Source organism: Paenibacillus sp. J31R122, from assembly GCF_056269185.1.
In genome coordinates this window covers 200,300-224,019 of sequence record NZ_JBWDNM010000013.1, presented here as the reverse complement: position 1 = coordinate 224,019, position 23,720 = coordinate 200,300, and the positions used below count along the sequence as shown (strand labels likewise).

Here is a 23,720-nt window from a genome sequence, read left to right as displayed (position 1 = left end):
AATTTTGACAAGATAATAGCTGGAACAGTTCAAAAAGGCTACCGTTCCATACCGGCAGCCTCGTCCTGGTGATTGTTACGCTATAGGTCGCAATAGGTAAGCGTTTGATGTAATCTCCGGCTTTTCCCCTGCTTCACACCGGACGTGCCAGTTTCCCAGCATCCGGCGTTCCCTCTAACTGAATTTACTAAATCATAAGTTCCTCGTTACTCAAGGATATTGACGGTTTGGCATCCTAGTAGCTTGCACTGTGGCATCCATTGATGTCCCCACGTTCCTACCTGATCGGTGCAATTCACGCTTGGAAAACAATTTTTCTTATTGGGGCTGTTCCTTCACTCCCATTACAGGAGATTCACCAGTCGCGCCCCTGCCCTCACAAGGATTAATGTATTTGGCATATGCCTTATAACAACCGTTTTGGGTAACAGCCCTTGTTGCAACGTCCCTTGCTTTCCAAGTCCCTTACATCCTAGCTATTCTTTCTGGACTTAGGTGCTTCCTCTAAGCCTGTGAGACCAATGCCGCCATTGTTCGGCATAGCGTATTTCATAGGAAAAATTTTTACTTTACGCCGCTCACCCCATCTTTTGATGGTGCATATGTTTCCACATGCTCTAACTTTAGACCTGTACATTCGGAAGTTCGTCAGTTCAGTCTGTTTGAACATTCTCACCATATCCAGTTTTTCAGCCGCGCGGCATATCCATTGGCATACCTTTTCTATTAGAATGGCTCCAGCCTTCGTTCTGCCGAATCTACCTGTACTTCACACCTCATGTTCCTTGTCGTACTTCCCCGTTAGCTCAATGAATACCTATTATAACGTGTTTCCTTCAACGTACCGAAGTATCCGAAAGCCTTCTCTTATGCGGTCGTGTTGTAATGGAGCCGGGTACTGTCGTCCGCGTACTGTACTAATAGCGTAGTGGCTGTTCGATGCGCGGAATGAGGAGACAGTCACACCAGTCTCGCGTATCTCCTGGATCATCCGCAGCCCCTGCCATACAAAACGATTGCGTTCCGGTCCCACACATAACCGGGTGCTTCCTCGACCAAATTCATTTTGAGGGCGTACCATGTGTTCATCAAGTACACCAGCGATGTATATTTTTCATTAGCCAGGTAATATTTCTTGCCGTCGCGTTGTAAAATTCCATTTTATGAAGCTTGCCGTTTCGTCGAGAAAACCGTATCATAAGTTACGTTGCTATTATTCAAAGAATAGGAAGAGCAGGAAGGATGACTGATATCATGAACATTACTGAAAAACAGATCGTCGTATCCTTGGAGCCCGAATATGAAACCGAATACTTGAAGCTTTTGAATAATTACTTTACGGCTTCCGAGCGAAATAGCCGGGCCTCCTCCATTCATGAAAAAAAACAGCTCATGGCGATTAAAGAGCAAATGACGCTTATGTGCAACCAGAATCCGCAAAAAATGAACATGCTGAGGTCCATCATCCGAGATGTGAGTGACAGAAGGGAAAAGGCGATCGTCATCTCCAAATCGAATGCCGTCACCGCCCTGTTATTAGACGAGCTTTCTGCGGACGAGGACATCAAGGGCGTTCTTATTATTACGACACAGCTTTCCATCCATGAGGCCAATGAGATGATTGACAGATTTAATAAAATCCCGGAATCCACCGTTCTGCTTATTACGGATTCCGTAAACACCGGTCTCGACGTTACGACGGCAAATCATCTTGTGCACTATGATTATCCGGCTCGCTACTCTGATATTCTGCAGCGCAACAACCGCATATCGAGACAAACTTCATATCATAAAGAAGCGACTATATATTATCTCCTAACGTCGGGCAAAATCGACGAATTCGAATATCGGGAATGCCGGAACCCATAGTGTAACGCTGCAGCAAGGCTGCCAATCAATTCCGCGGCAGCCTCATGCTGTTGTCTGATCCTACTCAATCTTTGTTTATACTCCTGTAAGGGAATAAGTTGACCTGCTCTCACCAGCTCCAAGGTGAAGCGATCGATATGAATACAAATTATCATTTTATTGTCGATAAGAATCGAGAACGTTTCCTCGTCTTGGTCAGGAATCCATTCAAGAACATACGCAGTCTACATATCACTAAACTGCCTAAAGAGGGATCGCCTCACGAAACGAAAATAATCGTACGCTAAGCAATTCATTGCATGAAAAAACCGGCCCCTTTACTCCTAAAAGGGAATCCGGTTTTCGTAATCGCAGCTTAATTGGAATTTAACTATAAACGAGATTTCCAAGCAAGAGGTATTTAATTATCTTTCTCTTGACTAGCCATTCTTTCGAACGTAACGCCACCCCCATGATAGATTGTACGAGAAACCATATACCCCCAAGTGGTGCTGATTCTAAACCGAAAAAATATTGTAATATCGCCGGAAAATACAACAATCCGAGAACAATGGTTATTGAACCGATACTTCGAAGATAAGTAAACTGTATAACAATCCCCTCCTATCCTTGGCATTGATATTCAACTTAACATTTTGATTTATTTCTCATTATACCCGTTTTAATCTGAACAATAGCCGTTGATGTAATCTGCCCGCTAGCGCAACGAGGTTGCCGACCCATGCCGGCAGCCTCGTTCTGGTTATTTATTGAGCTGTAATGAACCACTAATGGTGCAAGAGTTAATCATTATCATTGAAATGAGATATAATTAACAAAAAGCTGATTATTGGAGGAAAATCGTGGAAAATGAAAAATGTGACTTGATACACCCGAACGGTGTCAAGGAAAAGAAACTGGAAGTGATTGATGGCTGCACGATCAAGTACCACGCAAACGGAAAAACAATTTGGTCACAGCTCTCTGCTTTTCGGATTGACAGTAATCAGATTTGAAGAGAACTGAAATCTGATGACAAGTAAAGTTTCCAAAACTAATAAAACAAACAAAATAATGATATGAGGAGCAAGTGCAAACGTAAATAAGCAGTGAAACCAAAATCGTACACAGTATATTTGCCACATGGCAGACAACAAAAACTTTTGTCTGCCTTTGCTTGATGTTCATCAGAACATAATTTATAAAAGCAAGAAAAATAAGTGCTAAACCGAAACTCGCAAACCAAAGATCATCGATCGTATATCCCTGGTAAGTGATTGGAGTCACAACAATATGCAAGACTCCAATCATAAAAATAACGGTAGCAATTGTTAAAATTAGTTTTCTCATCCGGAAATCCTCCTATCAAAAACTTTAGATTTTATTTATGGATTTGATCTCTCCTCTACCACAGTGACCACATCGACCTCGCCGACGTAAATAGTAAGCGATGGTAGCCAAACCTAACGCAATTCCCCAAGGAATCCAGAAAAGCATCGGTCCAAATGCACCCCATTTTTGGCTCAATAAGATATTATCAGCGGATACAAGATGAAATTCGACCGCGATAAAAGATGAGGTAAAGACAAATCCGGCGCTTGTTACGGCAATGGCAACACAGGTTGCCGGGATCACTGCTAATAAAACGGGCACTCTTTTGCCGCCAATGAATGGAAACCAATAAGGGAATCTTTCGCCCCATTTTTGAATGAGGCCAAGAGTGAGGAGGCCGCCAGCTATACATAAAGATCCAAATATCCATTCGATTATATGGTGAATTGGATTTTCACTCGAAAAATCTTGTAAAAAACTCCTATTAACTCCCAATGGGATATCGAGTGCCCAGGCATATCGGGTAATTGCATAGGGCAGGGGAGCAAGAACGGCAATATAGGTAATCGATTTGCCCCATCGAACGAGAAAAAACGGTTTCTCATTTTCGGTTCGTCCGCAGTATTCGCAAGCATTTCGCATTTTTCTTTGGAAAGCTACGGCGGCAAAACCAAAAGAAAGTGCACCAATGATACATAGGATCTGATTCACCATCTGCCCACTAAAATCAAATTTAAACAGAAATGCATAAGCCATGGAAGCAATCAGACTTGTGTCTGGTACGAAGAGAATCAATGCAACTGCGGTTCCCCATAAATAGGTGAAGATAAACCATCTTGGAATCGCTCTTGTAGGTCTCCTTATTTCCACACCAACTAATAAACCAAGGAAACAAATGATGACTAAAAGGCTGCCTCCAACCTGTTCCGGAAGATAGGTAATCATGGCTTCAAATAAGTTGAGCTCCTTATTTTGAAATGGGTACCCTGTTCCCCTAAGCAACCAGTAAAGATGAAGCGAACCGTAGAGAACAGACCAAGCTATTACCAAATACGCGTTTCGATTCAATTTAGATGGATCATAGGCTTTCTTAGTATTCATCTAACCAACACCCTTCCAATTAAAAATCACCTCAAATCCCACTTTACTCGTTGAATGGGAAATTGAGGTGACCGGAAGTTTAATTTTCGTTTAAATTCTGGCTTAAATAATGGAGTACCCCGTTTGGAGAGCTGGATATCTCCCAATCGATGTCCATTTCTTTCGTCATGAAGGAGACGATTGATAGACCAATACCGGCGCCTTTCGCTTCTGTGTCGTGCTTTATCCCTTCTCCTTTATCTTCAATGAACAGGCGCATTATGCCATTCCGTTCAACAAAACCAATCCCTATGTATTGACCGGATTTGGCATACCTGATCACGTTTTGCACCAGGTTATCCAGAATGCATCGCAACCATAATGGATCAACCTTCCAATTTAACTCTTGATCCGGCAAGTCTACATCCACTCGAAATCCTTCTTTTTCTAGGACAGGATACCATTCAACAGCGGCATGGTGCAATTCCTCTATAACATCGATATTTTCCCGTTTTATTGGGTGTTTACCCGCTGAAAGCAATGTATAGGTAAGCAGGTTTTCAAGTAATTTTCCAACATCATTGAGTTTGTTGATAATGATTTGCATGGACGTTGCTGCTCTGGGTGATGATGGATTACTCTGAACAGTGTAAGCGTGCTGTTGAATGACGGTCAAAGGTGTGCGTAGATCGTGAGATATATTGGCGATCCATTTTTTTCGAAGGTTCTCTTCCTCCTTCTCCCGCGCTCTACTGCTTTTCAATTGTGTCACCATCCGGTTAAAGGCTTTTTCCAACTGTCCCATCTCATCGCTGTTATTGACTGTGACCTCATCCGGTATCCCGTTATTTCCGGTATCTGACATTACAGTTTGAAGTTTTACAAGCCTTTTGCGAATGCTTAAGAAGAACAACAAGGATACCATCACGATCAAAACACCTGCGACAAAAATAATGAGGATTAAGAAGAGATCTCCATTTACCGGCTTAATTGCGAGCGTCGTAGTAGATTTTGGGATATGAAATACCATAAATCCTTGTTTCCCGTCTGTACCCATCACAGCTGTTACAGTGAATAGGTCTTGTTCCTTATTCCTATCGAGATAGTTGATGAGGTTGGAGGGGGGTCCATTGATCGGGAATTTCTGTGATACGCTTATGGATCATATGGGTTTTCCCTGATTTCTCGACCCAAAACAGCTTGGCTTTCGGATATTGTTCTTGTATCCTACACAGCTTTTCATTGATGGTATGCTCATCAGCTTCATTTAGTTGTTCAGCTGCATGTTCCCACATTTTTTCTATTTCCAGTGGCTCATGTATCGCATTTTGTTTAAGCAAAATGCCAGGCAAATAATAGAGGGCCGGCAAAATAGGCCACATGAGTATAGATGCGAGGATCAGTATCAAATATTTGGTGACGAGCGATCTTCGAATATTCATAACTTCAACCTATACCCGATGCCGCGAATCGTCTCGATCATCTGCGGATGACTGGAATCAAGCTCTATTTTTTCACGCAAATGACGGATATGCACCATAAGGGTTCGATCCCCTTTAATATAGGGATCTTCCCACACTGCTTCATATATTTGCCTTTGGGTCAAAATCTGGTTGGGGTGATCGAGAAAAAACATAAAGATATGAAACTGTTTACCGGTCAGGACAATCTCCGTATTCGTTTCTGTATTCAAAATGCGGTTGGCTTTCCGATCTATGTTCAAGTGCCCCAACTGCATACGATCGGTAGAGACAACGCCTGAGCGTCGGAGCAGAATTTGAATCCGCGCTTCTAGTTCGTCGGGATGATACGGCTTTGTCATATAGTCATCTGCAAACGAAAGTCCCTGTAGTTTATCCTCAATGGAGGTTCTGGCTGTCAGCATCATGATTGGTTTTTCAGGGTACTTTTGTTTAAGACGCTGTCCGATGGTATACCCATCTAACCCAGGCAGCATGATGTCTAATATGACGATATCGGCTTGTTCCATATGCTCCATTACATTTTGTCCGGAGTTCAACCATATCACTTCATAACCCCGTTCGGTTAAAAAATCACTGACCCATGATCCAATTTCTTGATCATCCTCAATATGTAAAATCGTCGAGTTCATCTCAAAAGTCCCCTCCTTATAAAGGATGAGTACATCTTACACTAAAATAAGGGTTACCCCAAGAGAGCATCAACATTGAATTGATTATCAAGTCTATGCCATGACGTAGATCCTGAGGTATAATTATAATTAAATATTGAAAAATATAGGAAAAAAAATTGTAATACGCCCCAGCGGTGTTATCACAAAGTTCTCTATGATAATTAAAGTAAATCAAATAAGTCTGGATGATTTAGAAAAGATTAACCCTTCAGACATTACTGCCTTACTTGTTGAAATAAAATAAGCGATCTAAAGTTTGCTATCTTAAGTGATTTCCTTATAAAAAAATTAAAAATCACTCTAGTTGTTGACCCCGCTGCTGAGAAGAAAAACGGGGAATCAGATCTGGCTTCGAGCCCCTATTGAAACTTCGCTGATTCTTCTGGAAGCGCTTCACAGTCGATTTGCAGCCTTGCTCCGTTCCTTGTACAAGTCAGACTTTCAAAGGACATTTACAAGCCCCGCTCACGGTGTAATGAGTCTTGACGTTGCAACGCAAAGGTATGCTTGGCACGGTCGGCATCATTTTCACAAATCACTTCCCTTAAAGAACGTTCGGGGTGGTAAATCCTGTATTTTGACATTGAACTATCATCCCATTCTATGAGATTGTGCCCTGGCTACAACGGAATCAAATCGCGTTTCTCGGCTATATGAGTTGTAGAAAAAAAGCCGCCAACAAACGGCGACTTCTTATACGTACAGTTATTTAAATATAGTATCCGGCACATAGTAAATTTTCTGTGTGTTCTTCTTGTTCTTGGGATCCGTCACAATAGTAAAATAGACTTTCCCGTTCTTGGTCTGAACTCCCTCGATTTCATGCTTTCCCACATTCGTAATTTTCACCAGGCTCTTGTACGCACCCGAGCTAGTCATCATAGCGATTTGAGGGGTTTGTCCTTCGGCGCCCCCTGAAGTGTAAATTTTAGTACTCCCTAGCATATCTGCACCCTGAAAAGATCCATTCGGTCTAATAATACGGCTGCCGGATTGTGTGAAGCTCGCTACGCTCGCTTTTACCGCGGCGACACTGTCCATTCGAACCTGCTTTTTGCTGTCCAAAAGCTTGTTCAAGGCCACTGTGCTGTACATGGACCAAGTGACGGTCTTTTCCTTTGTCTGTATACGGAAAAACGTGTATTTGCTGTTACCGCCGCCGTCTACCCTATAGGTGGTGCCTAATCTTTTGCCAGTCTTATTAGCGTAATTCATATAGGTGAACCGATCAAGCTTCGTATAATCGACCTTTAAGCCGGCTTTATATTGAAGTCTTGCCACCTGGAGCGACCAGTATTGGTCTGTTGAAGGATCTGCTTTAGAACTGAAGTAGAAATAATTTTTTCCTTTGTATGTGTACATATCAAATGTTTGGCAATGGCCGGTATTGGTGACGGTCATTTGGTCTACGTACTTTGCGTCTTTCCCGTTCATGCGCAATCTGGAAAGATAGCAGGTACCCTTAGACCGTTGTGTAACATAGATATACTTGTCTGCGATATATGCTTTTTGTACTGCCACATTGTGCTTGAGCCCTTTTAGGTTATATGCGAGCTTTGCCGATGCGTTTACGGTTTTGCCAGGTGATGCTGCCGCCGCAGGCAGGACTGGCATGATGAATAAAAGAATAGCGAGAAATACAGATGTAAAAATCTTAAAGTTCCTTTCGCTAAGAGCTAAACGCTCCTGAAACATTATAATACCTCCTTTGTACAATGACTCTTCGGGGTAAAAGCGGGAAAATGGCTGATTACAGCTGAACACAATCCTCCTTTCTCTTTGCGCATAAACAGCGCTTTTCCTTGGTGTATTGGGCAAAATGAGTGTTGAAACTATGTATTACCCATTTTCGGAATAAATAAAACACCAATCCGTAATAAACCGGGGGGGAGTGGGCTAAGGACGGATTACATGGTGTACCGATACCGGCAATGCTGGCAGGAGCAGCGTTCGGCGTAGCGTTCTTCGTCCGGCAGCGCCGATTGGACCATCCGCTGCTAGACTTGAAACTGTTGAAAAACCGTCGTATCAGTGTTTCCTTGGGTATGATGTTGCTGCCTCCGCAGCTAACAAGCTGTCACCCGATCTCGCGGACCGACTAATGGACTTCGCCCATACTGCATTTACAGACGCTCTCAACACAATTGCCGCGATCAGTACCGGCTTGGTGCTATTCAAGACAGTCCTGGTTTTTATCGTCTTGCGACGTATACGAAATATTGAATAATTCAGAACGCAGCGACTGATGCAGAAAAAAGGGCACTGGGCAAAAACATCGCCGGTGGCCGTTTCAATAACTTGATTTAAATGTCTGCGCAGACGAAGGCGTTCTTCGACCGCATTTTCTGCTATTACGCAAGCTCCTATCCAGACTTTCCCCCAAGTGATCGAGAGTATGTCCGGCAAGCGAATCGGCTTGGAAAAGATATAGGGTTTCCAATTGTTCCTTATTTATTTCACAAGCTTCATTCGAATTGCAGTGACCACTGCCTGTGTGCGGTCCTGCGCCCCAAGTTTTTGCATGATATGGTGGATGTGCGTTTTTGTTGTGCCTTCAGAAATGCATAAAATCGCAGATATTTCGTGGTTTCTCTTACCGTAAGCAAGCAACTGCAATACTTCCGTTTCACGCTCCGTCAAGGTGCCAAGCAGCCGATAATTGCCGGATGAATCCGGCTCCTCCATGCCCGAAGTCAATATTTGGTCTAGAGCGCGTTTGGCCTTGCTGCTATTGAACAGGGTTGCCCCCCGGTGCATGGCCCGTATACCGCTCAGCAATTCATCGGTTTCTGTATCCTTCAATAAATAGCCGGAAGCCCCGGCACGAATCCCGTCAAACACATACTGTTCAACATCGAATGTCGTTAAGAGGACCACTTTTATGTTAGGCAAAGCTTCAACGATAGACTTTGTTGCCATGATACCCGTTCCGCCCGGCATGCGGATATCCATCAGGACGATATCCGGAACGTTTCGTATAGCAACGTCAACCGCTTCTTCTCCGGTAGAAGCCTCTCCGACCACCTGCATATCTTTTTGAATATCCAATATATAACGCAATCCTTTACGGATGAAAGGCTGGTCATCCGCCAGTACGATTCGAATCATTTTCTCGGTTTGCATGAATCGTCTCCTTATTAGCCGTACTAGATGTAATATTAAGCGGAATAACTGCTTGTATCTTTAAACCATTGGGTGAATTTGTGGAGAAAACGATGCTCCCTCCGGCAGATTTGCATCTTTCGATCATACCGCTTAGGCCAAATCCGAAATTCAAAGGTTTCTGGCTGCTGAAATGACCGTCATCCGTAATGAGAAGCTTTACATGTTCTTTCTCTTCTTCCACTACAATGTTAACCTGGTTCGCATCAGCGTGCTTGAGAATGTTGGTTAACGCTTCTTGCAAGATTCTGTAGAGAATCACGCTGCATTCAGCCGGCCACTCGCCGATAGGTCCGATTTCTTTGTATTGTATCCGTACCCTAGAATTGGCTTCGAATTGAGAGACGAGGCCTTTCAGCGCGATCGGTCCCATGCCCTTCTCGTCGTCCGACCATTCCTTTACTGCAAGCCTTACCTCATCCATCCCTTTCCTAGCAACCTTCAGAATCTCGTCTACGCTGTTTGCCGCCCCAGCCGGATCTTGCGGAATCATCAGCTTCAACGCTTGAAGTTGAACAATCAGCGAGGTCATCTGATGTCCAAACCCGTCATGTATGTCGCGTGCCAATCTCGTACGCTCCGTCAGCGCAGCATAACCCATTGCCTGGACAGATGTTTGCTGCAATTCGGAATACGCTGTATTCAGTTGTTCCAGTTGCTTTCGGTTCGTTCGATGCGCTTCGCGAAGCAGGATTTGATTTCTGACCGCGATGTACATTAGGACAGCTGCAATAAGTGCGCCATATGAAACCTCGTCGAACAGCATCATTGCAAACATGAGGCAAACCGTGACTACGGCGAGAGTAACGGTCGAACGGTTCCATTTCGGATCGGCCACACCCAGCATATACAGCAGCGGCCAGAAAATTCGGTGATCAGGGTAATCGGAATGAACGGTGCGAATAATGAGGGTTATGCCAGCAAGAATGCAAACCGCAAGAACGTACCTCTTAACATTCCACCATCCTTTAGGCGCTGCCGCCATCCATATGTAACAAGCCGCGAAGGCGGCGTAAACGATAAGTATATGGATATGCAGAAACGGGTACTCAGGCAGGATCAATATGAAAAAGGCAACGATAAAGGTAATATGCGCGGCGCGGGCGTCAAAGTGCCGAAATATGTTTTTACTCATTGATCTCCCCTTCAATCGGGTTGGTTTACTTCATCATACCAGATGAATTCGTTTTGCTCATCAATCGATCGATATAGACGCTAAATAAAAATCAACTGCAGATAGACGTAAAAGGAATCGCATTTTGATATCTTTGGTGTGCAAAAGAAAACGAGGAGTGATTGCCATGGAATTAGCCAGAAAAGACGAAGATGTCAAAGTGAAAGGAAGATTGAAGGTAGTAGGCATACAATTGTTGAAACGATGGCCCTCATTGTTGGCGTTAGCTATGGCCGCAACAGGGTTCCCTGCTTCAACGGATCCCATGTCATTTATCCTGGTTCTCATCGCGCTTGTCTACCCGATTGCAGGCGCAATTCGCGGTCATCTCCGCGGGGTTCGTACCATCTTGATACAGGCGGCCGCATTACTGTTTTTCAGCATTATCGCGTTAGTGTCTCTGTATGTCGACAGAGAAACGGGACTGATCCTGCTCGCGGCAGGTTATATCGGCCATGCGGTCTGGGACTTTGCTCATTTCCGGAGCAACAAGATCGTCTGGCGGTGGTATGCGGAATGGTGCACTATTTTGGATTTGTTTATTGCAGCCTTTCTGCTCGCACCGATATTCATGTAACACGTGCAATTGCAAGAGACCATAATCAGCACAGTGACTCGCTCTTCTACCAAGAACTGATGAACTTGAAACAGAAAGGGAATGATCCTAGATGGAATTGAAACGCTTGATGTTCATGCTGCCGTGCCTACTCTTGCTCCTTGCCATAACCGCATGTGGTCAAGATCAACAACACACAGCAGCTCATCTTCCTTCTACACCAGTCGAAGCCACATTCACGCTCGAACCGAGTCAACCTGCTGCCAGAGACAACGTTACTTTTGCGGTAACCGTTACCCAGGATGGTAAACCAGTGGATGACGCGAGCGAAGTCATATTTGAATGGTGGAAAGAGGGGCAAGAGCCTCATATGATGCTACCTGCTACTTTCCAAAAGGATGGACTCTACATCGCCAAGCAGCCCATTATAGAACCGGGATCGTACTTCGTCTATTACCATGTGTCGGCACGTGATTTCCACACCATGAAGAAGATCCCTTTCACGGTTACTGCCACGAAGGAACCATCCGCTTCCGCAACGACACAAGATTAGCCTGTTGAAACGATTGCTGGCAGTCAACATGAGCAGAGTGGCACCCATGATCATGGAACTACCCGCCACTAGGATCTCTCCCTCGCTGCACAATTAAAGCAGGGGCGCCAACCTCCCTTCTCTAGATAGCCTCTCGGCATTCGCCGAGTCTTGCTGCATAAGACTTTATGAGCTGTATCTTATGCCGCTTCCTCCCACCATTAAGTGGGATTTTTTATTTTTGCACACCTTGTGAATTGGAAATTATCATTCACAAAATTGTGCAAAAACACCATAAAACACTTAACTTTCTGAAATCACCCCATAATCGCACGAGAAGGGTGTTCATTTCCCTTACTACCATCATTTGGGGTGTTGCATGAAATCGCTTTCGTTCCTCACCAGTCACCCGCCGCTATGGTATCTTTAGGCCACCGTTTCACCTTTAACGCCGCTTCAATCGGTGAAGTGTAATCTATTATTGATGTTACCCTTGGAAAGCGATTATTTGCAAGTTATTTTGAGCCTTAGAAAAACAATAGCCTAAGCGTTATCACTACTTAAATGACTGAGATAAGACGGATTTAAGAAACTCAACTTGCAAACTCTAATTTTAAACTTTTGTATGTTAGAACCAATCATAGAGCATCGGGTTGTTATAAGTTTCTGACAAGTCATGGCCTGCATCCGGATAGATGGTTAACTTTAAATTTCCTTCACATTGTTTTAAAGCCTCGACCATATTAAGCGTTTCTTGCATAGGTACAACATCATCTTTAGCACCATGAAATGCCCATACTGGGGTATTCTTCAAAATCTGTGTTTCTTCAGGTGTCCCACCACCACAAATTGGCACAAGTGCCGCAAATCTCTCCGGATATTTAATTGCTAAATCCCAAGCACCATATCCACCCATACTTATACCTGTTAAGTACACCCTTTTTTCATCCACAGGGTATGTAGAAGTAATTTCTTCTATTAACATTATTATTGAATTAGTTTCCATATCCCAAGATGAATGGTTAGGACATTGTGGAGAGACTACGATAAAAGGAAAGTCTTTCTTGTTTTCTAAGATTTGCGGAAGGGCAAAATGTTTTAGAAGCTCCACATCATCTCCTCGTTGGTCCACACTATGGAGAAATAGTAGAAATGGAAACTTTTGATTAGTCTCCTTTAGATCCGGTAAATAGAGCAGGTAATTTATTCTTATCCCTTTTTTATCTAACTTGCCATCTATTTGAGTCATAATAATTCCACCCTACTTTTCCTCTATTAGTTCATTAATCCTTGACGTTTCAATGACTCTCTTCATCGCTTCAATAAGTCCTAAATGGATTCCTTCATGCAGTAACATGATGCTCGCGAATTCTCCGATGGATCCAAGTCCCATAAAAGGTTCTTCCAGCCTCTCATTTAACCTTTCAGATGGAATCCGTTGTAAACGAACCAACTGCTCCTTTAGCTGTAAGATAAGCTTATCTACAGAAGGGACATCTCTTTTCCATTCACTTGGTCTTGTACCTGTATCAAATAATTCAATATAATTTGTCGGGAGATGGGTCGTTTATTGGATGGGGATAGCTGATAACCCCTTCTGTTGCCTTCTCGAGTTTAATGCCGACTTTATGCATCTGTCCCGTCAAGTTGATTGTTACACTATAGTGTCCAGTTAGCACAATAATCGGTTAAATTCCTTTAGCCCAATCAGTTGCTTGTTTATCAATTTCTAGCCCTACACTTTCCTTGCCCTTGATATATGACGAAATATCAAAAGGGAATTGTGCTGCCAGTTTCGATTTCAGTTCTCCATAACTATTAGCCACTTCCGTATGTACCCTTAAATAATTTCTAAAGGCAAGGTGTCGTTTTATTTGTGGATTTCCAAAAGCGTAAATGTGAATGTGATGTGAGCGATTGTTTCCACCTTTAGTATAATAACGTCGTCCACTTATTCCATTCTCTCCTTTTGGCTCATACCATTGAAGAATTAGTCTATCATTATATTCATCTATCCGATTGATGTCTTTGACAACAGGCATCACATCAATAATGGGTTTTGCATTTAATCCTGGCACAGCTGTACTTCCTATATGATAAATATCAATAATCTCAGATTCCAAAATCCTTCGAAGATTTTCCGCTTCCTCTTCGTATTGTGAAGCCCATTGAGGATTATAAGGTAGAACCTCAACTTTCCTCATCTTGTTCCCCCCCTCTTTTTAATTGCAATTATGACTCCCTCTGTGGTTGAATATTATATTTCCAATAATAACTGAAGCCTGTGAACTTACAAAGTGAAAGTATTCTTTAAACTAAAATGCCCGTCAACGAGAAAAAAGCAGCCAACAATGATGGCTGCCTTTCCGTGAAAATGAGACTATTTTCTTAAGCGCTGCATGACATCCTCCAAAGATACACCCCTTCGTGGACCTTAGCCTTTCACCGCACCAGACGTAATACCTTGGATAATGTAACGCTGCATGAACAGGAAGAACAGGATGATCGGGACAACTGCCATCGTTAAAGCCGCCATCGCCAGATGCCATTCATTCGTGTATTGGCCGAAATAAATGTTAGCTGCCAGCGGGATCGTTCTGGTACTATCGCTGCTCAGCGTAATTAGTGGAAGCAGGAAGTCGTTCCATATCCAGAGTGAATGTAAAATTGCGATTGTCGTGGTGATTGGCTTGAGAAGCGGAAGCAGGATCCTGAAAAACACACCAAACGTGCCGCTCCCGTCAATATGAGCCGCCTCCTCTAATTCGCGAGGGATTCCTTTGATGAAGCCATGATACAGGAATAACGCAAGCGGAACGCCAAAGCCCCAGTACATAATGATAATTCCGTGGAGTGAATTGATGATGCCCAGCTCCTTAGCTACCTTCACAAGAGGCACCATCAGCGTTTGGAACGGAATAATCAACGAAGCAAGAATGGACATAAAAATCACGTTGCTTACCCTACCTGGGCGGCGAACTAATTGGTAAGCAGCCATCGAGCTGATAAGCAAGATGCCTACTACGGACACGATAGTGACGATGATAGAGTTCATGAACACGCCGAAGAAATTGATCTGCTTCCATACCGTGACAAAATTTTTAAATTGGAATACCTCAGGAAGCGACACGACGGAGGTCACGACCTCGTTGTAGGTTTTGAACCCGTTGATAAACGTCATGTACAGCGGGAAAAAGAATATTAGTGCCAGCGCAACCATGAGCAGCTCGAGTCCGAGAGTTCTTATGTTGTAGCGACCGTTATTCACATCTCTACCTCCTTGCGTTTCATTACCGAGACTTGCATAAGAGTGATACCTGCCAGCACCAGAAAGAACACGACTGCTTTCGCCGAAGCAAGAGTAAACAAGTTCTTCGTGAATGCATCCAAGTAAATGTGATAGGCGATCGATTCCGTCGATCCGAACGGCCCGCCTCTCGTTAGGGCGAAGTTCAAATCAAAAGACTTGAACCCGGAGGAAATCGCCAAAAACAAGTTGATCGTCATCGCCGGGCGAATGAGCGGCAGAACTACGTTTTGCATACGTTTCCATTTCCCGGCACCATCGATTTCCGCAGCCTCCAGCAAATCCTTCGGAACGCCCTGAAGCGCCGCCAGGTAAATAACCATGAAATATCCGACGGAATGCCATACGGTGACAATGACTAACGACCAGAAAGCATAGCCCGGCAAGCTGAGCCAGTTTTTCATAAACATGGACCACTCGGTGACTTTGCCGATTTCCGCGAACAAATTCGTGAAAATGAACTGCCATATGAAGCCGATGATCACAGGTCCGATGACGTAAGGAAGGAAAAAAGCGGTTCGGAGAAGATTTCGGCTTTTCAATGACAAGTTCAGCACCAAAGCAAGCAAAAATCCGAACACGTTCAACAAGATTGTAATGACAAACACAAATTTAAGCGTAAAAGCAAACGACTTATGGAACCCGGTGTCCTTCAAAATCATCGCATAGTTGTCCCAACCGGACCAGGCGATATCGCTGCTGATTCCGTTCCAATCCTGAAATGAATATATAATGGCCCGCAAAAACGGCACCAGGATGATCAGAGTGAAAAAAAATAAAGCAGGAGCGACAAATACCACATACGTCCATAGCTTACGATTTCTCGATTTCATACTGTCCGTCTCCTTTATCTTTCTATAAACCATTCGATGTATGCCCCTACTACGGAAGTCATACATCGAATAGTCACGGTGATATGTGGATTATTTTTTTATGCGGGCATTCCAAATGTTCTGAACTTCGTTGATAGCCTGATCTTTCGTAAATTGTCCGCCGACGTATGCCTGAAGCGGCTTCGCGAACTCTTGGTTCGAACCGGATGGCCATAGCGTGTGCGCCCAAGGAAGTGTTTGGTTTTTCTCTACGTAGCCGCTCAGATCATTCGCCAAAGGTCCGAGCTCCGGAGTCGTCTTCAAATCAGTGAAAGCAGGAATCAGCTTAAAGGAATCAACTAAATACTTTTGGCCGTTTTGATGCAGCCATGTCAGGAACTTTTTCGTTTCGTCCACATGCTTGGAATTTTTGTTAAGGACATAATAACCTGGAACGCCTACTGGCATTTTCGTTTCAGCTGCGTTATCGTTCAAAGGAATCGCGAACATGCCCATTTGGATGTCCGGGTTGATTTTCATGATCGAATCGATGGTCCATACGCCCTGCTGCATCATGGCCGTTTTGCCAGACGCGAAATCGGATACCTGGTTGTCATAGCTGACACCGACGGATTCCGCTCCTTTTCCGTATTTTACGGTTAAGTCAAGAACATCGAAGAACCCGTTAATATTGGCGATATCTTTGACTTTCAGTTGGCCTTTATTAATATTATCAATGGAAGCGACGGGATCTTTTTCAGCTGCAAACGGCAGATTGAACAGATGCTGTCCGAGTATCCACCATTCCTTGTAACCCTCGGCGTAAGACTGTATGCCGGCCTCTTTCAGTTTTTCGTTCATCTGTGTAAGCTCTGTCAGCGTTGTCGGTACCTTATCGATGCCCGCTTTGGCAAAGAGTTCCTTATTGTAGATGAAGCCATATCCCTCGAAGGCAATCGGAAAGCCAAGCTGTTTGCCGTCAACCGTCATACCCGCCACTGCGGAAGGGGATACCTTACTCATCCAGGGTTCATTAGACAAGTCGACAAGCTTACCGGACCAGTCCGTAATGTCGGAGAATGCTTTGGTCATGAAGATATCAGGTTCTTCACCGGAAGCAAAGCGGGTTTTGAGAATCGTTTCGTAATCCTTTGTTACTTGAGCCTCTATGATGACATTCGGATTTTCCTTCATGTAGTCGTCAGCCATCGCCTTTACTTTATCGGTGATTTCGGCTTTGAACTGCAGCAGCTTAAGGGTCACTTTTTCCCCCTCGCCTGATTTGGACGTGCTGTTCGGAGAAGCGGCATTATTTTTCGGGGCATCCCCTCCACCAGCACAGCCCACTAAGGAAACCATAAGCAATGCCATAGTGCAGACCATAGAAATCGACTTTTTCATTTGTGTTTATCCCCCTTGAATTAGAATGAATCCTGTTTACACTCCGATTGTATCTTCTCCGCATGCTCAGGGGCAGGGAATATATTCACCTAAAAAAGGAATCTATGAATCTCGGTGCTGCTTCCGAAACTGAAGAGGCGAGACACCCTGCTGTTTCTTGAATACTTTACCGAAGTAATTCTCATCGTCGTAGCCGAGGGAATTGGCGATTTCCGAGACCGGCTTGTCCGTAAATCGGAGCAAAGACCTCGCTTTATCCATCCGAATCTCGGTTAAATAAGTCATCACGGTCGTATTGTATAGCTCCTTAAATTTCTTGGCGATATACTGCGGACTGAAATGAAATCGTTCCGACAGAACCGATAGTGACAAATCCTCATGAAAATGTCGTTCGATATACTCCTGGATCGCCTTCACGCCGCGGTTACCCAAGCCTTCGCGCCCTTGCTCCTCCATGAGGGTCCACCATTGTTGAACGAACGTCCTCTCCCATTCGTTCAAATCGCTAATCCACAGCGGCATCAGAAGATCAGACGCCTCCTTACTTGCATGCATCAGCCGACTGGCCCGCTCCAAAAGGAGATTGGCCTCGATTGTGCAGGCCTGTAGATCCTTCAGCCGAAAATTCCCTCTCTGCCGGAGGCTTTGAACGAAAGAGTGAATAATCTCGGCCGCATAAGCTTTATTGCCGGTATCAAGAGTGGTTTGCAGTAAAAACTGTTGATCCGTCAACCGCGGGGGCTCTCCTGGGGCGATTTCCGCTCTAGCGGAATATTCCCATATATCGCTATTCAATAAGGCAGAGCGAGCTTCGCCGATCGCACCCGGCAATCCAGCAGTGTCTGCTTCCGAATCGCATATTCCTATAAGCGTGTCAAGCCCCAAAATGTCCCGCCATGCTTTGGTTACCTTCTCCATGCAGCGTCGGTGCTCGGAAGCTGACTGATAACCGGAGGTCAAGGCCGTTAGCAGAATCCACTGATAATCATCGAATCTGCATAAGTAATGAGCGCCGTAGGCTCTAAGCGTTTCATGGGCAATATTATTGATCGCAAAAACAAAGAGCTCCCTATCACCCTTAAAGCGCCGGTCTACAAGATCCATGCGGTTGCATGGCAGTATCAGTGACACCCTTAGACGTTCTGAAGAAAGACCTACTTTATGCAGCATTCCCCGTAACCCCTCATGAAAGACGGATTCCCCCTTTAAATAAGCCGCCAGCTTCTGCTCATGGACTAAAGAGTCGGCCCACTTGATCTTGAAGTCAGTTTCCCGCTCTTCCAGCAGACTCACTTCTCGGTCTTTCCAAGCTATTACAGCTTGTTCGAGAACATGTTCAAGATCCCTTTTGGAAAAAGGTTTAAGCAAATAATCTAGTCCATTCGCCCGAAGGGCAGCACGCGTGTATTGGAAATCGTCATGTCCGCTGACTACAATGACTTGTGTATCAAAACCTTCCTCCCGCAGTTGACGCAAAAGCTCCGTACCGTCCATTCCCGGCATACGCATGTCGCAAAACATAATAGCGGGCTTATGCTTCCGCAAATAGTCGAGTGCTTGTCGGCCATCCTCTGCCTGCAGCCGCTCAGAAATCCCGAATTTCTCCCAATCTATAGCCAAATCAATGCCTTCCCGAACATGCTCTTCATCATCCACGATCAAAACTTTCAAGGTCATTCCCCTCCCGCGATGCTAACTTCAACTGGAAAACGGAGCGTAATAACAGTTGCTTCATAAGGTATGCTGTTTATGTCCCATTCGAAATCCGATCCGTAAGACAAATGCAAACGGTGCAGCACATTGAGGAGCCCGATACCGCCTTCATCTGGTCCTTGCAATTGACGCTTCTCGTAACTCACTCTGATTCGTTCCAGCACTTCAGGCTCGATTCCTTTCCCGTTATCCATAACTCGAATCACGAGACCACGGTCAAGCTCAATGCCGATATGAAGCGTTCCTGTTCCCTTGCCCTTTTCTATACCATGAATAATACTGTTTTCCACCAATGGCTGCAGAATCATCTTTGGAACGTTGATGGACAGCGCCTCACTCGGACAGGAAAGTGTATAGGAGAGCTTATTTTTGAACCTGCCCGTTTGCAGTGACAAATAGTGCTCGATATGCTCGATTTCCTTTTGAAGGTGCACGGATTCCGATTTCAAATCCATGCTGTATCTCATAATTGCGCCGAGCTCGGCGATCTTATCACTGATATCGTCAGCTCGGTGGCGGAGTGCCATCGTTCCGATAGATTGCAAAGTATTATACAAAAAATGCGGATTGATTTGCGCCTGCAGCATTTTGAGCCTTGCAGTCGTAAGCTCCAAGCGGCTGCGGTATTCATTGTTGATCAAGTCGTCCAGCCTGCCGACCATCGTTTGGAAACGCTGTTCCAACACACCGATCTCGTCCATACGCCCGGAAGTCTCACTAACACGGAAATTTCCCGATTCCAATTGCACGATGTTTCGCAGCAGTCTCTTAATCGGAACAATAGTCCGATAAGATAAGATGGAGGCAAATACGATTAGAAAAAAGAGAGCGATGAGTTGAAGAACCAAAGTAAAATTTAAGGTCCGTTTTGCCGACTCATTGATGACATCAGTTGGTACGAATTTGACGAGGGACAACGGTAAATTCTGATACCGGTCCTGAACGTACACAAACACTCCTTTTCGCCCGTTAAATTTTCCATTCACATAACCTCGCGCTCCCCAATGCTCCGGTTGTGACTGAGGTCCGTCAAATTCCACGGCCGGTTCCAGGTCGGTTGCATAAAGCAGCTTGAATTGCTTTTGAATATGAAGAAATACCGCTTCTCCCCTTTGGGCATCGGACAACGGACGAATGATTTCAGATATTTCTTTTTGTCCCACATAAAGGGAAACGAGACCAAGAACATCTGGCTTCGGGTAATCGACGAGCGGTTTATGGAAAGCCAATACCCTCTCCTCGCCAAGCATCAACACTTCATACCCCCGGTTTACATCCCAATTCTCTCCCTCTTTCTTCGGAATTTCCGAATGTGACAGCTGAAGGGATATTTCCAACAGCGCAGAATGCGAGTTCATGTACGTCTGACCGTTTGCCGCGCTAACGTAACGTACCGCTTTTAATTCGGAATAGCTGTTGTATAAGCTTGAGACTTTATCGGTAATGTAAAGCATTTGGAATGGGGCCGTTTCCCTAGAGCGCAAATAATTCATAAGCGTTTGATCATTATAGAACGCAACCGACAGTCTGTTAAGGTTAGTCAAGTAACGTTTCATATTGTCCATGCCGATATCCATCGTATTCTGGTTGAGCGCGATAACCTGCTTTTCTACCGAATCCGATGTGGTTTTATACGAGATCAGATTGGATAGTGCAAATGGTAATACGACAGCAATGAGCATGCCTACCAGCAATTTGAAAAATAAGCTTTTTTTATATAGCATACGGATTCTGTTCCTTTGCAAGTGTAGTTTTTATGATTAAAAATAAAAAACAACATAACTTCGATGAACATAACACGGATCTACAATATAATCCAACAATTAAAAACTCCCAACACCGTAATATGTCAAGCCATGAAGCTCCTATTACAGCGGAAATATCATCGTGTGAGCCAATAATCCAAGAAAACCAGAGGTAATCTACATACTCTAATAATCATAAATGATTTGAAAGGATTGATATTCATATGGTGAAAATAAAGCAAGGAAGCGGTGGTCCCGTACAATTCAAACATCGAATGGAAGGATTGACCACGTTAGTTGACGGGCACAGACATGCATTCGGTAACTTGACTGATTTATTCATCCCTGAGGATGGAAGACACCGTCATAACTTCAGAGGAATTACAACGACCGCTGAAAGTCACCGTCATAACTATTCCGGACGAACAGGCCTCAATATTGGAACTGGCATGAATCATTTTCACCGGTTTCAGATTCAAACGGCTGTCACAAACGGTCACCGCCACATCATTTCCGGCAGAACAACGGGGGTAATTCGCCTCGGAGCTGTGCTCGGCCACAAATTAATTGTTGAGAAAATCGTTCGTCAACGTGTCAAGTAAACAAGCCCCAAAGTTGACCCTCTCCCATCGCCTTTCGAGGTTCTTATAGGTTACACCTAGCTATGAGAGTTTCCAGCATATAGAAGAAGAGTTAACCACAATGCGACTAACCCTCGTAATGTGGTTTTCTTTTTTTGGTTACGACCTTTGTATATTAATAAATACATGAAAAAAGCCCCTAAGGGGGCTTTGAATCAAGCAATAGAAAATCTTGTATCCTGCAGAGCCAACTGCGTGCTCACGGCGTACATTAAATATCAAACTCTGGTTCGTGACATGTACGGCTTGCACCTAATTATTTCCCTTTCACAAAATACGTCACCAATTTTCTCAACGGGTTTCCGATATGAACATTCATTTCTCGCTCAACCCTCTCAGCAGCTTCGACCATTGATAATTGAGTAACTGAAATAGTCTTATTTGGATCAGAGACTAGCAAACCTTTTATATAATTTGATAATTCACTCACATATTGCTCTTTCTTTCCTTGCATGATTAGCTCAAATGTATTTTCTATAACCTGTACTTCAATATTAATAGTTTTTTCAAGTGCATTTGCAAATTCATTAAGTCTTTTCATTGTTCCTTCAACAGTTGCCGGATTAGTAAATAAAAGCAGTTGTGGCTCTGTTATACTGCAAACATGATGGAAAAATGGCTCATCAATTTTTATAATAGGAACTGATATATTAAGTTGTTCTTCATCCAAAATCGCAATGTAGTTAGTACATGTAATTAGAATTGCATCAACCTTGGTATTTGCTATCCATTCAATCTGCTCATTCACTTTTCTTTGAGCTTTTGCTAAATCAAAGGATTCATCTGAAGCAATTCTGCTCATTAAGCCAGGGTCTACAAAATGTACTAACTCCAAATCATTTGAAGCAAATGCTTTTTGAATATACTCTATATTTGAGTAGTGGGCATGCAAACATCCAATCTTCCTTTTCATCCAATAACCACCCTGCTAACTTTCCTCTTACACTATCAGTGTATTGAATTTTTATCCAGAATAAACTGCGTTGCTGCCAATGAGCTGAATAGTTTCATGCCTTTAGACTGAGGATGCAATAAATTAGTTCCACATTGTGAAACTAATGAGAGTCAATATGGAAAAAGAGACGATTTAGTTTCAGAATCTGCAGCTAATTCACCGGAAAGAGGCACCAATCGAGCTAACCCCAGCAATTAAGTTCAACTGCTGACACTAAATCTTAGCTCACAATTTGCGGCTTCATTTAATTTCAAATATTGAAACTACTCAGGCATAGAGCAAATAAGGCAGCGGGGGTTTACAACGCCACAGTGTATCTGATGTTCCTTTAGATAACATACTAAGATTATCCAATTATGACCGATTGGTTCCATACTACGAAACCCTCTTGAAATCCATGTACCAGCTTGATGTCTCGATAGTGTCCTACTTGTTCGAGTGAATAGGTTTTTTACCACAAGCCATTACAAAGTTCATCATCGCATATGCTTCAGGGGAATTGTTAATATTTTCAGATGCCAGTTTTATCTGATCGAATTCTTCTTTATTGATGACTCCATTATTGTAAAACACCGCAAAGCGGTTAATATCAAATTGCCGTTTAAAACCCTCAATTCCATGAAGATCACTATGCTGAATAACGCTATCCATATCTAAATCAATGTAACCTGCTTTTGCTAAGAGTCTTGGCAGACTCCTGCCGATATACCGATTTCCTCCTTTTGAAGCCTGATAATCCGCCAATTTCTGTAACACGGAAGGTAGCAATTTAAGATCTGGATGAACCACTCCGAAAATTCCGTCATCTATATCAATGATAACCAGTTTCCCTCCAGGCTTTAGCACACGATAGATCTCTCTAGCAGCTTCTACTGGATTATGTAAATGAAGAAAGAGTAACCTTGCAATGGCAAAATCATATGAGTTGTCAGGTAGTCCAGTCTCATACACAGATGAAGGTACAAACTTCAATCTAGATGGTGAGATATGATCTAACCTACTTTTAGCTTCGCTCAATAACGTGGAATCAATCTCCAAAGCTGTAATCACGCTATCCTGCAAGCTTTTGACGAGCTGTTCGGTAACGAAACCAGGACCACTGCCGAGCTCTAGCACGCTCATGCCATCCTGCAATCCATACCATTTTAAGTTACGAAATTCTTTATCCCACCCCATCATTGCTTGAACTTTCAATCTCTCAACCTCGGCTTGAAAACCCAGAGTTGCATTGCTAATGTTGTAAGTAGAATTACGCTCTTTCATATGCCGCCTCCTGAGATTACTAAATATTTGATAGTCTGTTTTCT

General features: G+C 43.7%; 24 protein-coding genes. 5 read left to right on the top strand and 19 right to left on the bottom strand.

Annotated features, from left to right (window positions below; translation table 11 throughout):
* Positions 1-820 precede the first annotated feature (820 nt).
* Positions 821-991: a hypothetical protein gene (locus AC0YN7_RS21360; protein ID WP_475812054.1), complete on the bottom strand. Its 171-nt coding sequence runs from the start codon at positions 989-991 to the stop codon at positions 821-823.
* Between the two features lie 263 nt (positions 992-1,254).
* Between AC0YN7_RS21360 and AC0YN7_RS21355 the strand changes: the two genes are divergently transcribed.
* The gene (locus AC0YN7_RS21355; RefSeq protein ID WP_475812053.1) at positions 1,255-1,869 is read left to right on the top strand and encodes a helicase-related protein; all 615 of its coding nucleotides are present in this window, start codon (positions 1,255-1,257) and stop codon (positions 1,867-1,869) included.
* 921 nt (positions 1,870-2,790) lie between these two features.
* Here AC0YN7_RS21355 and AC0YN7_RS21350 read toward each other — a convergent pair.
* From AC0YN7_RS21350 to AC0YN7_RS21330, 5 genes are all read right to left on the bottom strand, one after another.
* The gene (locus tag AC0YN7_RS21350; protein ID WP_475812052.1) at positions 2,791-3,198 is read right to left on the bottom strand and encodes a hypothetical protein; all 408 of its coding nucleotides are present in this window, start codon (positions 3,196-3,198) and stop codon (positions 2,791-2,793) included.
* Positions 3,199-3,222: 24 nt separating this feature from the next.
* Positions 3,223-4,281, bottom strand: a complete 1,059-nt coding sequence (locus tag AC0YN7_RS21345) for a hypothetical protein (RefSeq protein WP_475812051.1) — start codon at positions 4,279-4,281, stop codon at positions 3,223-3,225.
* A gap of 79 nt (positions 4,282-4,360) precedes the next feature.
* Positions 4,361-5,290, bottom strand: coding sequence for a HAMP domain-containing sensor histidine kinase (locus AC0YN7_RS21340; protein WP_475812050.1), 930 nt, complete (start codon positions 5,288-5,290; stop codon positions 4,361-4,363).
* Positions 5,291-5,354: 64 nt separating this feature from the next.
* A complete protein-coding gene (locus tag AC0YN7_RS21335; protein ID WP_475812049.1) occupies positions 5,355-5,702 on the bottom strand; it encodes a hypothetical protein in 348 nt (115 codons plus the stop codon).
* Positions 5,699-6,373, bottom strand: coding sequence for a response regulator transcription factor (locus tag AC0YN7_RS21330; RefSeq protein WP_475812048.1), 675 nt, complete (start codon positions 6,371-6,373; stop codon positions 5,699-5,701). The genes AC0YN7_RS21335 and AC0YN7_RS21330 overlap by 4 nt, the downstream gene beginning before the upstream one ends.
* Before the next feature lie 346 nt (positions 6,374-6,719).
* Between AC0YN7_RS21330 and AC0YN7_RS21325 the strand changes: the two genes are divergently transcribed.
* Positions 6,720-7,022, top strand: a complete 303-nt coding sequence (locus AC0YN7_RS21325) for a DinB family protein (RefSeq protein ID WP_475812047.1) — start codon at positions 6,720-6,722, stop codon at positions 7,020-7,022.
* A 98-nt stretch (positions 7,023-7,120) separates the two neighbouring features.
* Here AC0YN7_RS21325 and AC0YN7_RS21320 read toward each other — a convergent pair whose 3' ends face one another.
* From AC0YN7_RS21320 to AC0YN7_RS21310, 3 genes are all read right to left on the bottom strand, one after another.
* Positions 7,121-8,110, bottom strand: coding sequence for a phage baseplate protein (locus AC0YN7_RS21320; protein WP_475812046.1), 990 nt, complete (start codon positions 8,108-8,110; stop codon positions 7,121-7,123).
* Positions 8,111-8,866: 756 nt separating this feature from the next.
* On the bottom strand, positions 8,867-9,538 hold the full coding sequence (locus AC0YN7_RS21315; RefSeq protein WP_475812045.1) for a response regulator transcription factor: 672 nt from the start codon (positions 9,536-9,538) through the stop codon (positions 8,867-8,869).
* Positions 9,498-10,712, bottom strand: coding sequence for a sensor histidine kinase (locus AC0YN7_RS21310; protein ID WP_475812044.1), 1,215 nt, complete (start codon positions 10,710-10,712; stop codon positions 9,498-9,500). The genes AC0YN7_RS21315 and AC0YN7_RS21310 overlap by 41 nt, the downstream gene beginning before the upstream one ends.
* Positions 10,713-10,878: 166 nt before the next feature.
* Between AC0YN7_RS21310 and AC0YN7_RS21305 the strand changes: the two genes are divergently transcribed.
* Both AC0YN7_RS21305 and AC0YN7_RS21300 read left to right on the top strand, forming a co-directional pair.
* A complete protein-coding gene (locus AC0YN7_RS21305) occupies positions 10,879-11,328 on the top strand; it encodes a hypothetical protein (RefSeq protein WP_475812043.1) in 450 nt (149 codons plus the stop codon).
* Between the two features lie 91 nt (positions 11,329-11,419).
* The gene (locus AC0YN7_RS21300; protein ID WP_475812042.1) at positions 11,420-11,860 is read left to right on the top strand and encodes a FixH family protein; all 441 of its coding nucleotides are present in this window, start codon (positions 11,420-11,422) and stop codon (positions 11,858-11,860) included.
* A 607-nt stretch (positions 11,861-12,467) separates the two neighbouring features.
* Here the strand turns inward: AC0YN7_RS21300 and AC0YN7_RS21295 are convergent.
* The 8 genes from AC0YN7_RS21295 to AC0YN7_RS21260 form a co-directional block, all read right to left on the bottom strand.
* Entirely contained in the window at positions 12,468-13,088 is a 621-nt protein-coding gene (locus AC0YN7_RS21295) for a carboxylesterase family protein (protein WP_475812041.1), read from the bottom strand.
* Between the two features lie 12 nt (positions 13,089-13,100).
* Entirely contained in the window at positions 13,101-13,292 is a 192-nt protein-coding gene (locus AC0YN7_RS21290) for a hypothetical protein (protein WP_475812040.1), read from the bottom strand.
* 235 nt (positions 13,293-13,527) lie between these two features.
* The gene (locus tag AC0YN7_RS21285; protein ID WP_475812039.1) at positions 13,528-14,043 is read right to left on the bottom strand and encodes a GrpB family protein; all 516 of its coding nucleotides are present in this window, start codon (positions 14,041-14,043) and stop codon (positions 13,528-13,530) included.
* A gap of 230 nt (positions 14,044-14,273) precedes the next feature.
* Positions 14,274-15,059, bottom strand: a complete 786-nt coding sequence (locus tag AC0YN7_RS21280) for a carbohydrate ABC transporter permease (RefSeq protein ID WP_475812082.1) — start codon at positions 15,057-15,059, stop codon at positions 14,274-14,276.
* Between the two features lie 44 nt (positions 15,060-15,103).
* Positions 15,104-15,979: a carbohydrate ABC transporter permease gene (locus AC0YN7_RS21275; RefSeq protein WP_475812038.1), complete on the bottom strand. Its 876-nt coding sequence runs from the start codon at positions 15,977-15,979 to the stop codon at positions 15,104-15,106.
* 90 nt (positions 15,980-16,069) lie between these two features.
* Positions 16,070-17,359, bottom strand: a complete 1,290-nt coding sequence (locus tag AC0YN7_RS21270) for an ABC transporter substrate-binding protein (protein ID WP_475812037.1) — start codon at positions 17,357-17,359, stop codon at positions 16,070-16,072.
* Positions 17,360-17,461: 102 nt separating this feature from the next.
* Positions 17,462-19,030 (bottom strand): response regulator transcription factor, encoded by a 1,569-nt coding sequence (locus AC0YN7_RS21265; protein WP_475812036.1) that lies wholly within the window; start codon positions 19,028-19,030, stop codon positions 17,462-17,464.
* 2 nt (positions 19,031-19,032) lie between these two features.
* Positions 19,033-20,796, bottom strand: a complete 1,764-nt coding sequence (locus AC0YN7_RS21260; protein ID WP_475812035.1) for a sensor histidine kinase — start codon at positions 20,794-20,796, stop codon at positions 19,033-19,035.
* Positions 20,797-21,041: 245 nt separating this feature from the next.
* Here AC0YN7_RS21260 and AC0YN7_RS21255 point away from each other — a divergent pair, with 245 nt between their 5' ends.
* Positions 21,042-21,419: a YmaF family protein gene (locus AC0YN7_RS21255; protein ID WP_475812034.1), complete on the top strand. Its 378-nt coding sequence runs from the start codon at positions 21,042-21,044 to the stop codon at positions 21,417-21,419.
* 295 nt (positions 21,420-21,714) lie between these two features.
* Here the strand turns inward: AC0YN7_RS21255 and AC0YN7_RS21250 are convergent, their stop codons facing one another.
* Positions 21,715-22,371: a hypothetical protein gene (locus AC0YN7_RS21250; RefSeq protein WP_475812033.1), complete on the bottom strand. Its 657-nt coding sequence runs from the start codon at positions 22,369-22,371 to the stop codon at positions 21,715-21,717.
* Between the two features lie 468 nt (positions 22,372-22,839).
* Entirely contained in the window at positions 22,840-23,703 is an 864-nt protein-coding gene (locus tag AC0YN7_RS21245; RefSeq protein WP_475812081.1) for a class I SAM-dependent methyltransferase, read from the bottom strand.
* Between the last annotated feature and the right edge of the window lie 17 nt (positions 23,704-23,720).

Bases quoted from the DNA above. Each gene is read 5' to 3' on its own strand.
- AC0YN7_RS21360 (WP_475812054.1), bottom strand. From the start codon at position 991: ATGATCCAGGAGATACGCGAGACTGGTGTGACTGTCTCCTCATTCCGC.
- AC0YN7_RS21355 (WP_475812053.1), top strand. From the start codon at position 1,255: ATGAACATTACTGAAAAACAGATCGTCGTATCCTTGGAGCCCGAATAT.
- AC0YN7_RS21350 (WP_475812052.1), bottom strand. From the start codon at position 3,198: ATGAGAAAACTAATTTTAACAATTGCTACCGTTATTTTTATGATTGGA.
- AC0YN7_RS21345 (WP_475812051.1), bottom strand. From the start codon at position 4,281: ATGAATACTAAGAAAGCCTATGATCCATCTAAATTGAATCGAAACGCG.
- AC0YN7_RS21340 (WP_475812050.1), bottom strand. From the start codon at position 5,290: ATGGTATTTCATATCCCAAAATCTACTACGACGCTCGCAATTAAGCCG.
- AC0YN7_RS21335 (WP_475812049.1), bottom strand. From the start codon at position 5,702: ATGAATATTCGAAGATCGCTCGTCACCAAATATTTGATACTGATCCTC.
- AC0YN7_RS21330 (WP_475812048.1), bottom strand. From the start codon at position 6,373: ATGAACTCGACGATTTTACATATTGAGGATGATCAAGAAATTGGATCA.
- AC0YN7_RS21320 (WP_475812046.1), bottom strand. From the start codon at position 8,110: ATGTTTCAGGAGCGTTTAGCTCTTAGCGAAAGGAACTTTAAGATTTTT.
- AC0YN7_RS21315 (WP_475812045.1), bottom strand. From the start codon at position 9,538: ATGCAAACCGAGAAAATGATTCGAATCGTACTGGCGGATGACCAGCCT.
- AC0YN7_RS21310 (WP_475812044.1), bottom strand. From the start codon at position 10,712: ATGAGTAAAAACATATTTCGGCACTTTGACGCCCGCGCCGCGCATATT.
- AC0YN7_RS21305 (WP_475812043.1), top strand. From the start codon at position 10,879: ATGGAATTAGCCAGAAAAGACGAAGATGTCAAAGTGAAAGGAAGATTG.
- AC0YN7_RS21300 (WP_475812042.1), top strand. From the start codon at position 11,420: ATGGAATTGAAACGCTTGATGTTCATGCTGCCGTGCCTACTCTTGCTC.
- AC0YN7_RS21295 (WP_475812041.1), bottom strand. From the start codon at position 13,088: ATGACTCAAATAGATGGCAAGTTAGATAAAAAAGGGATAAGAATAAAT.
- AC0YN7_RS21285 (WP_475812039.1), bottom strand. From the start codon at position 14,043: ATGAGGAAAGTTGAGGTTCTACCTTATAATCCTCAATGGGCTTCACAA.
- AC0YN7_RS21280 (WP_475812082.1), bottom strand. From the start codon at position 15,059: ATGGTTGCGCTGGCACTAATATTCTTTTTCCCGCTGTACATGACGTTT.
- AC0YN7_RS21275 (WP_475812038.1), bottom strand. From the start codon at position 15,979: ATGAAATCGAGAAATCGTAAGCTATGGACGTATGTGGTATTTGTCGCT.
- AC0YN7_RS21270 (WP_475812037.1), bottom strand. From the start codon at position 17,359: ATGAAAAAGTCGATTTCTATGGTCTGCACTATGGCATTGCTTATGGTT.
- AC0YN7_RS21260 (WP_475812035.1), bottom strand. From the start codon at position 20,796: ATGCTATATAAAAAAAGCTTATTTTTCAAATTGCTGGTAGGCATGCTC.
- AC0YN7_RS21255 (WP_475812034.1), top strand. From the start codon at position 21,042: ATGGTGAAAATAAAGCAAGGAAGCGGTGGTCCCGTACAATTCAAACAT.
- AC0YN7_RS21250 (WP_475812033.1), bottom strand. From the start codon at position 22,371: ATGAAAAGGAAGATTGGATGTTTGCATGCCCACTACTCAAATATAGAG.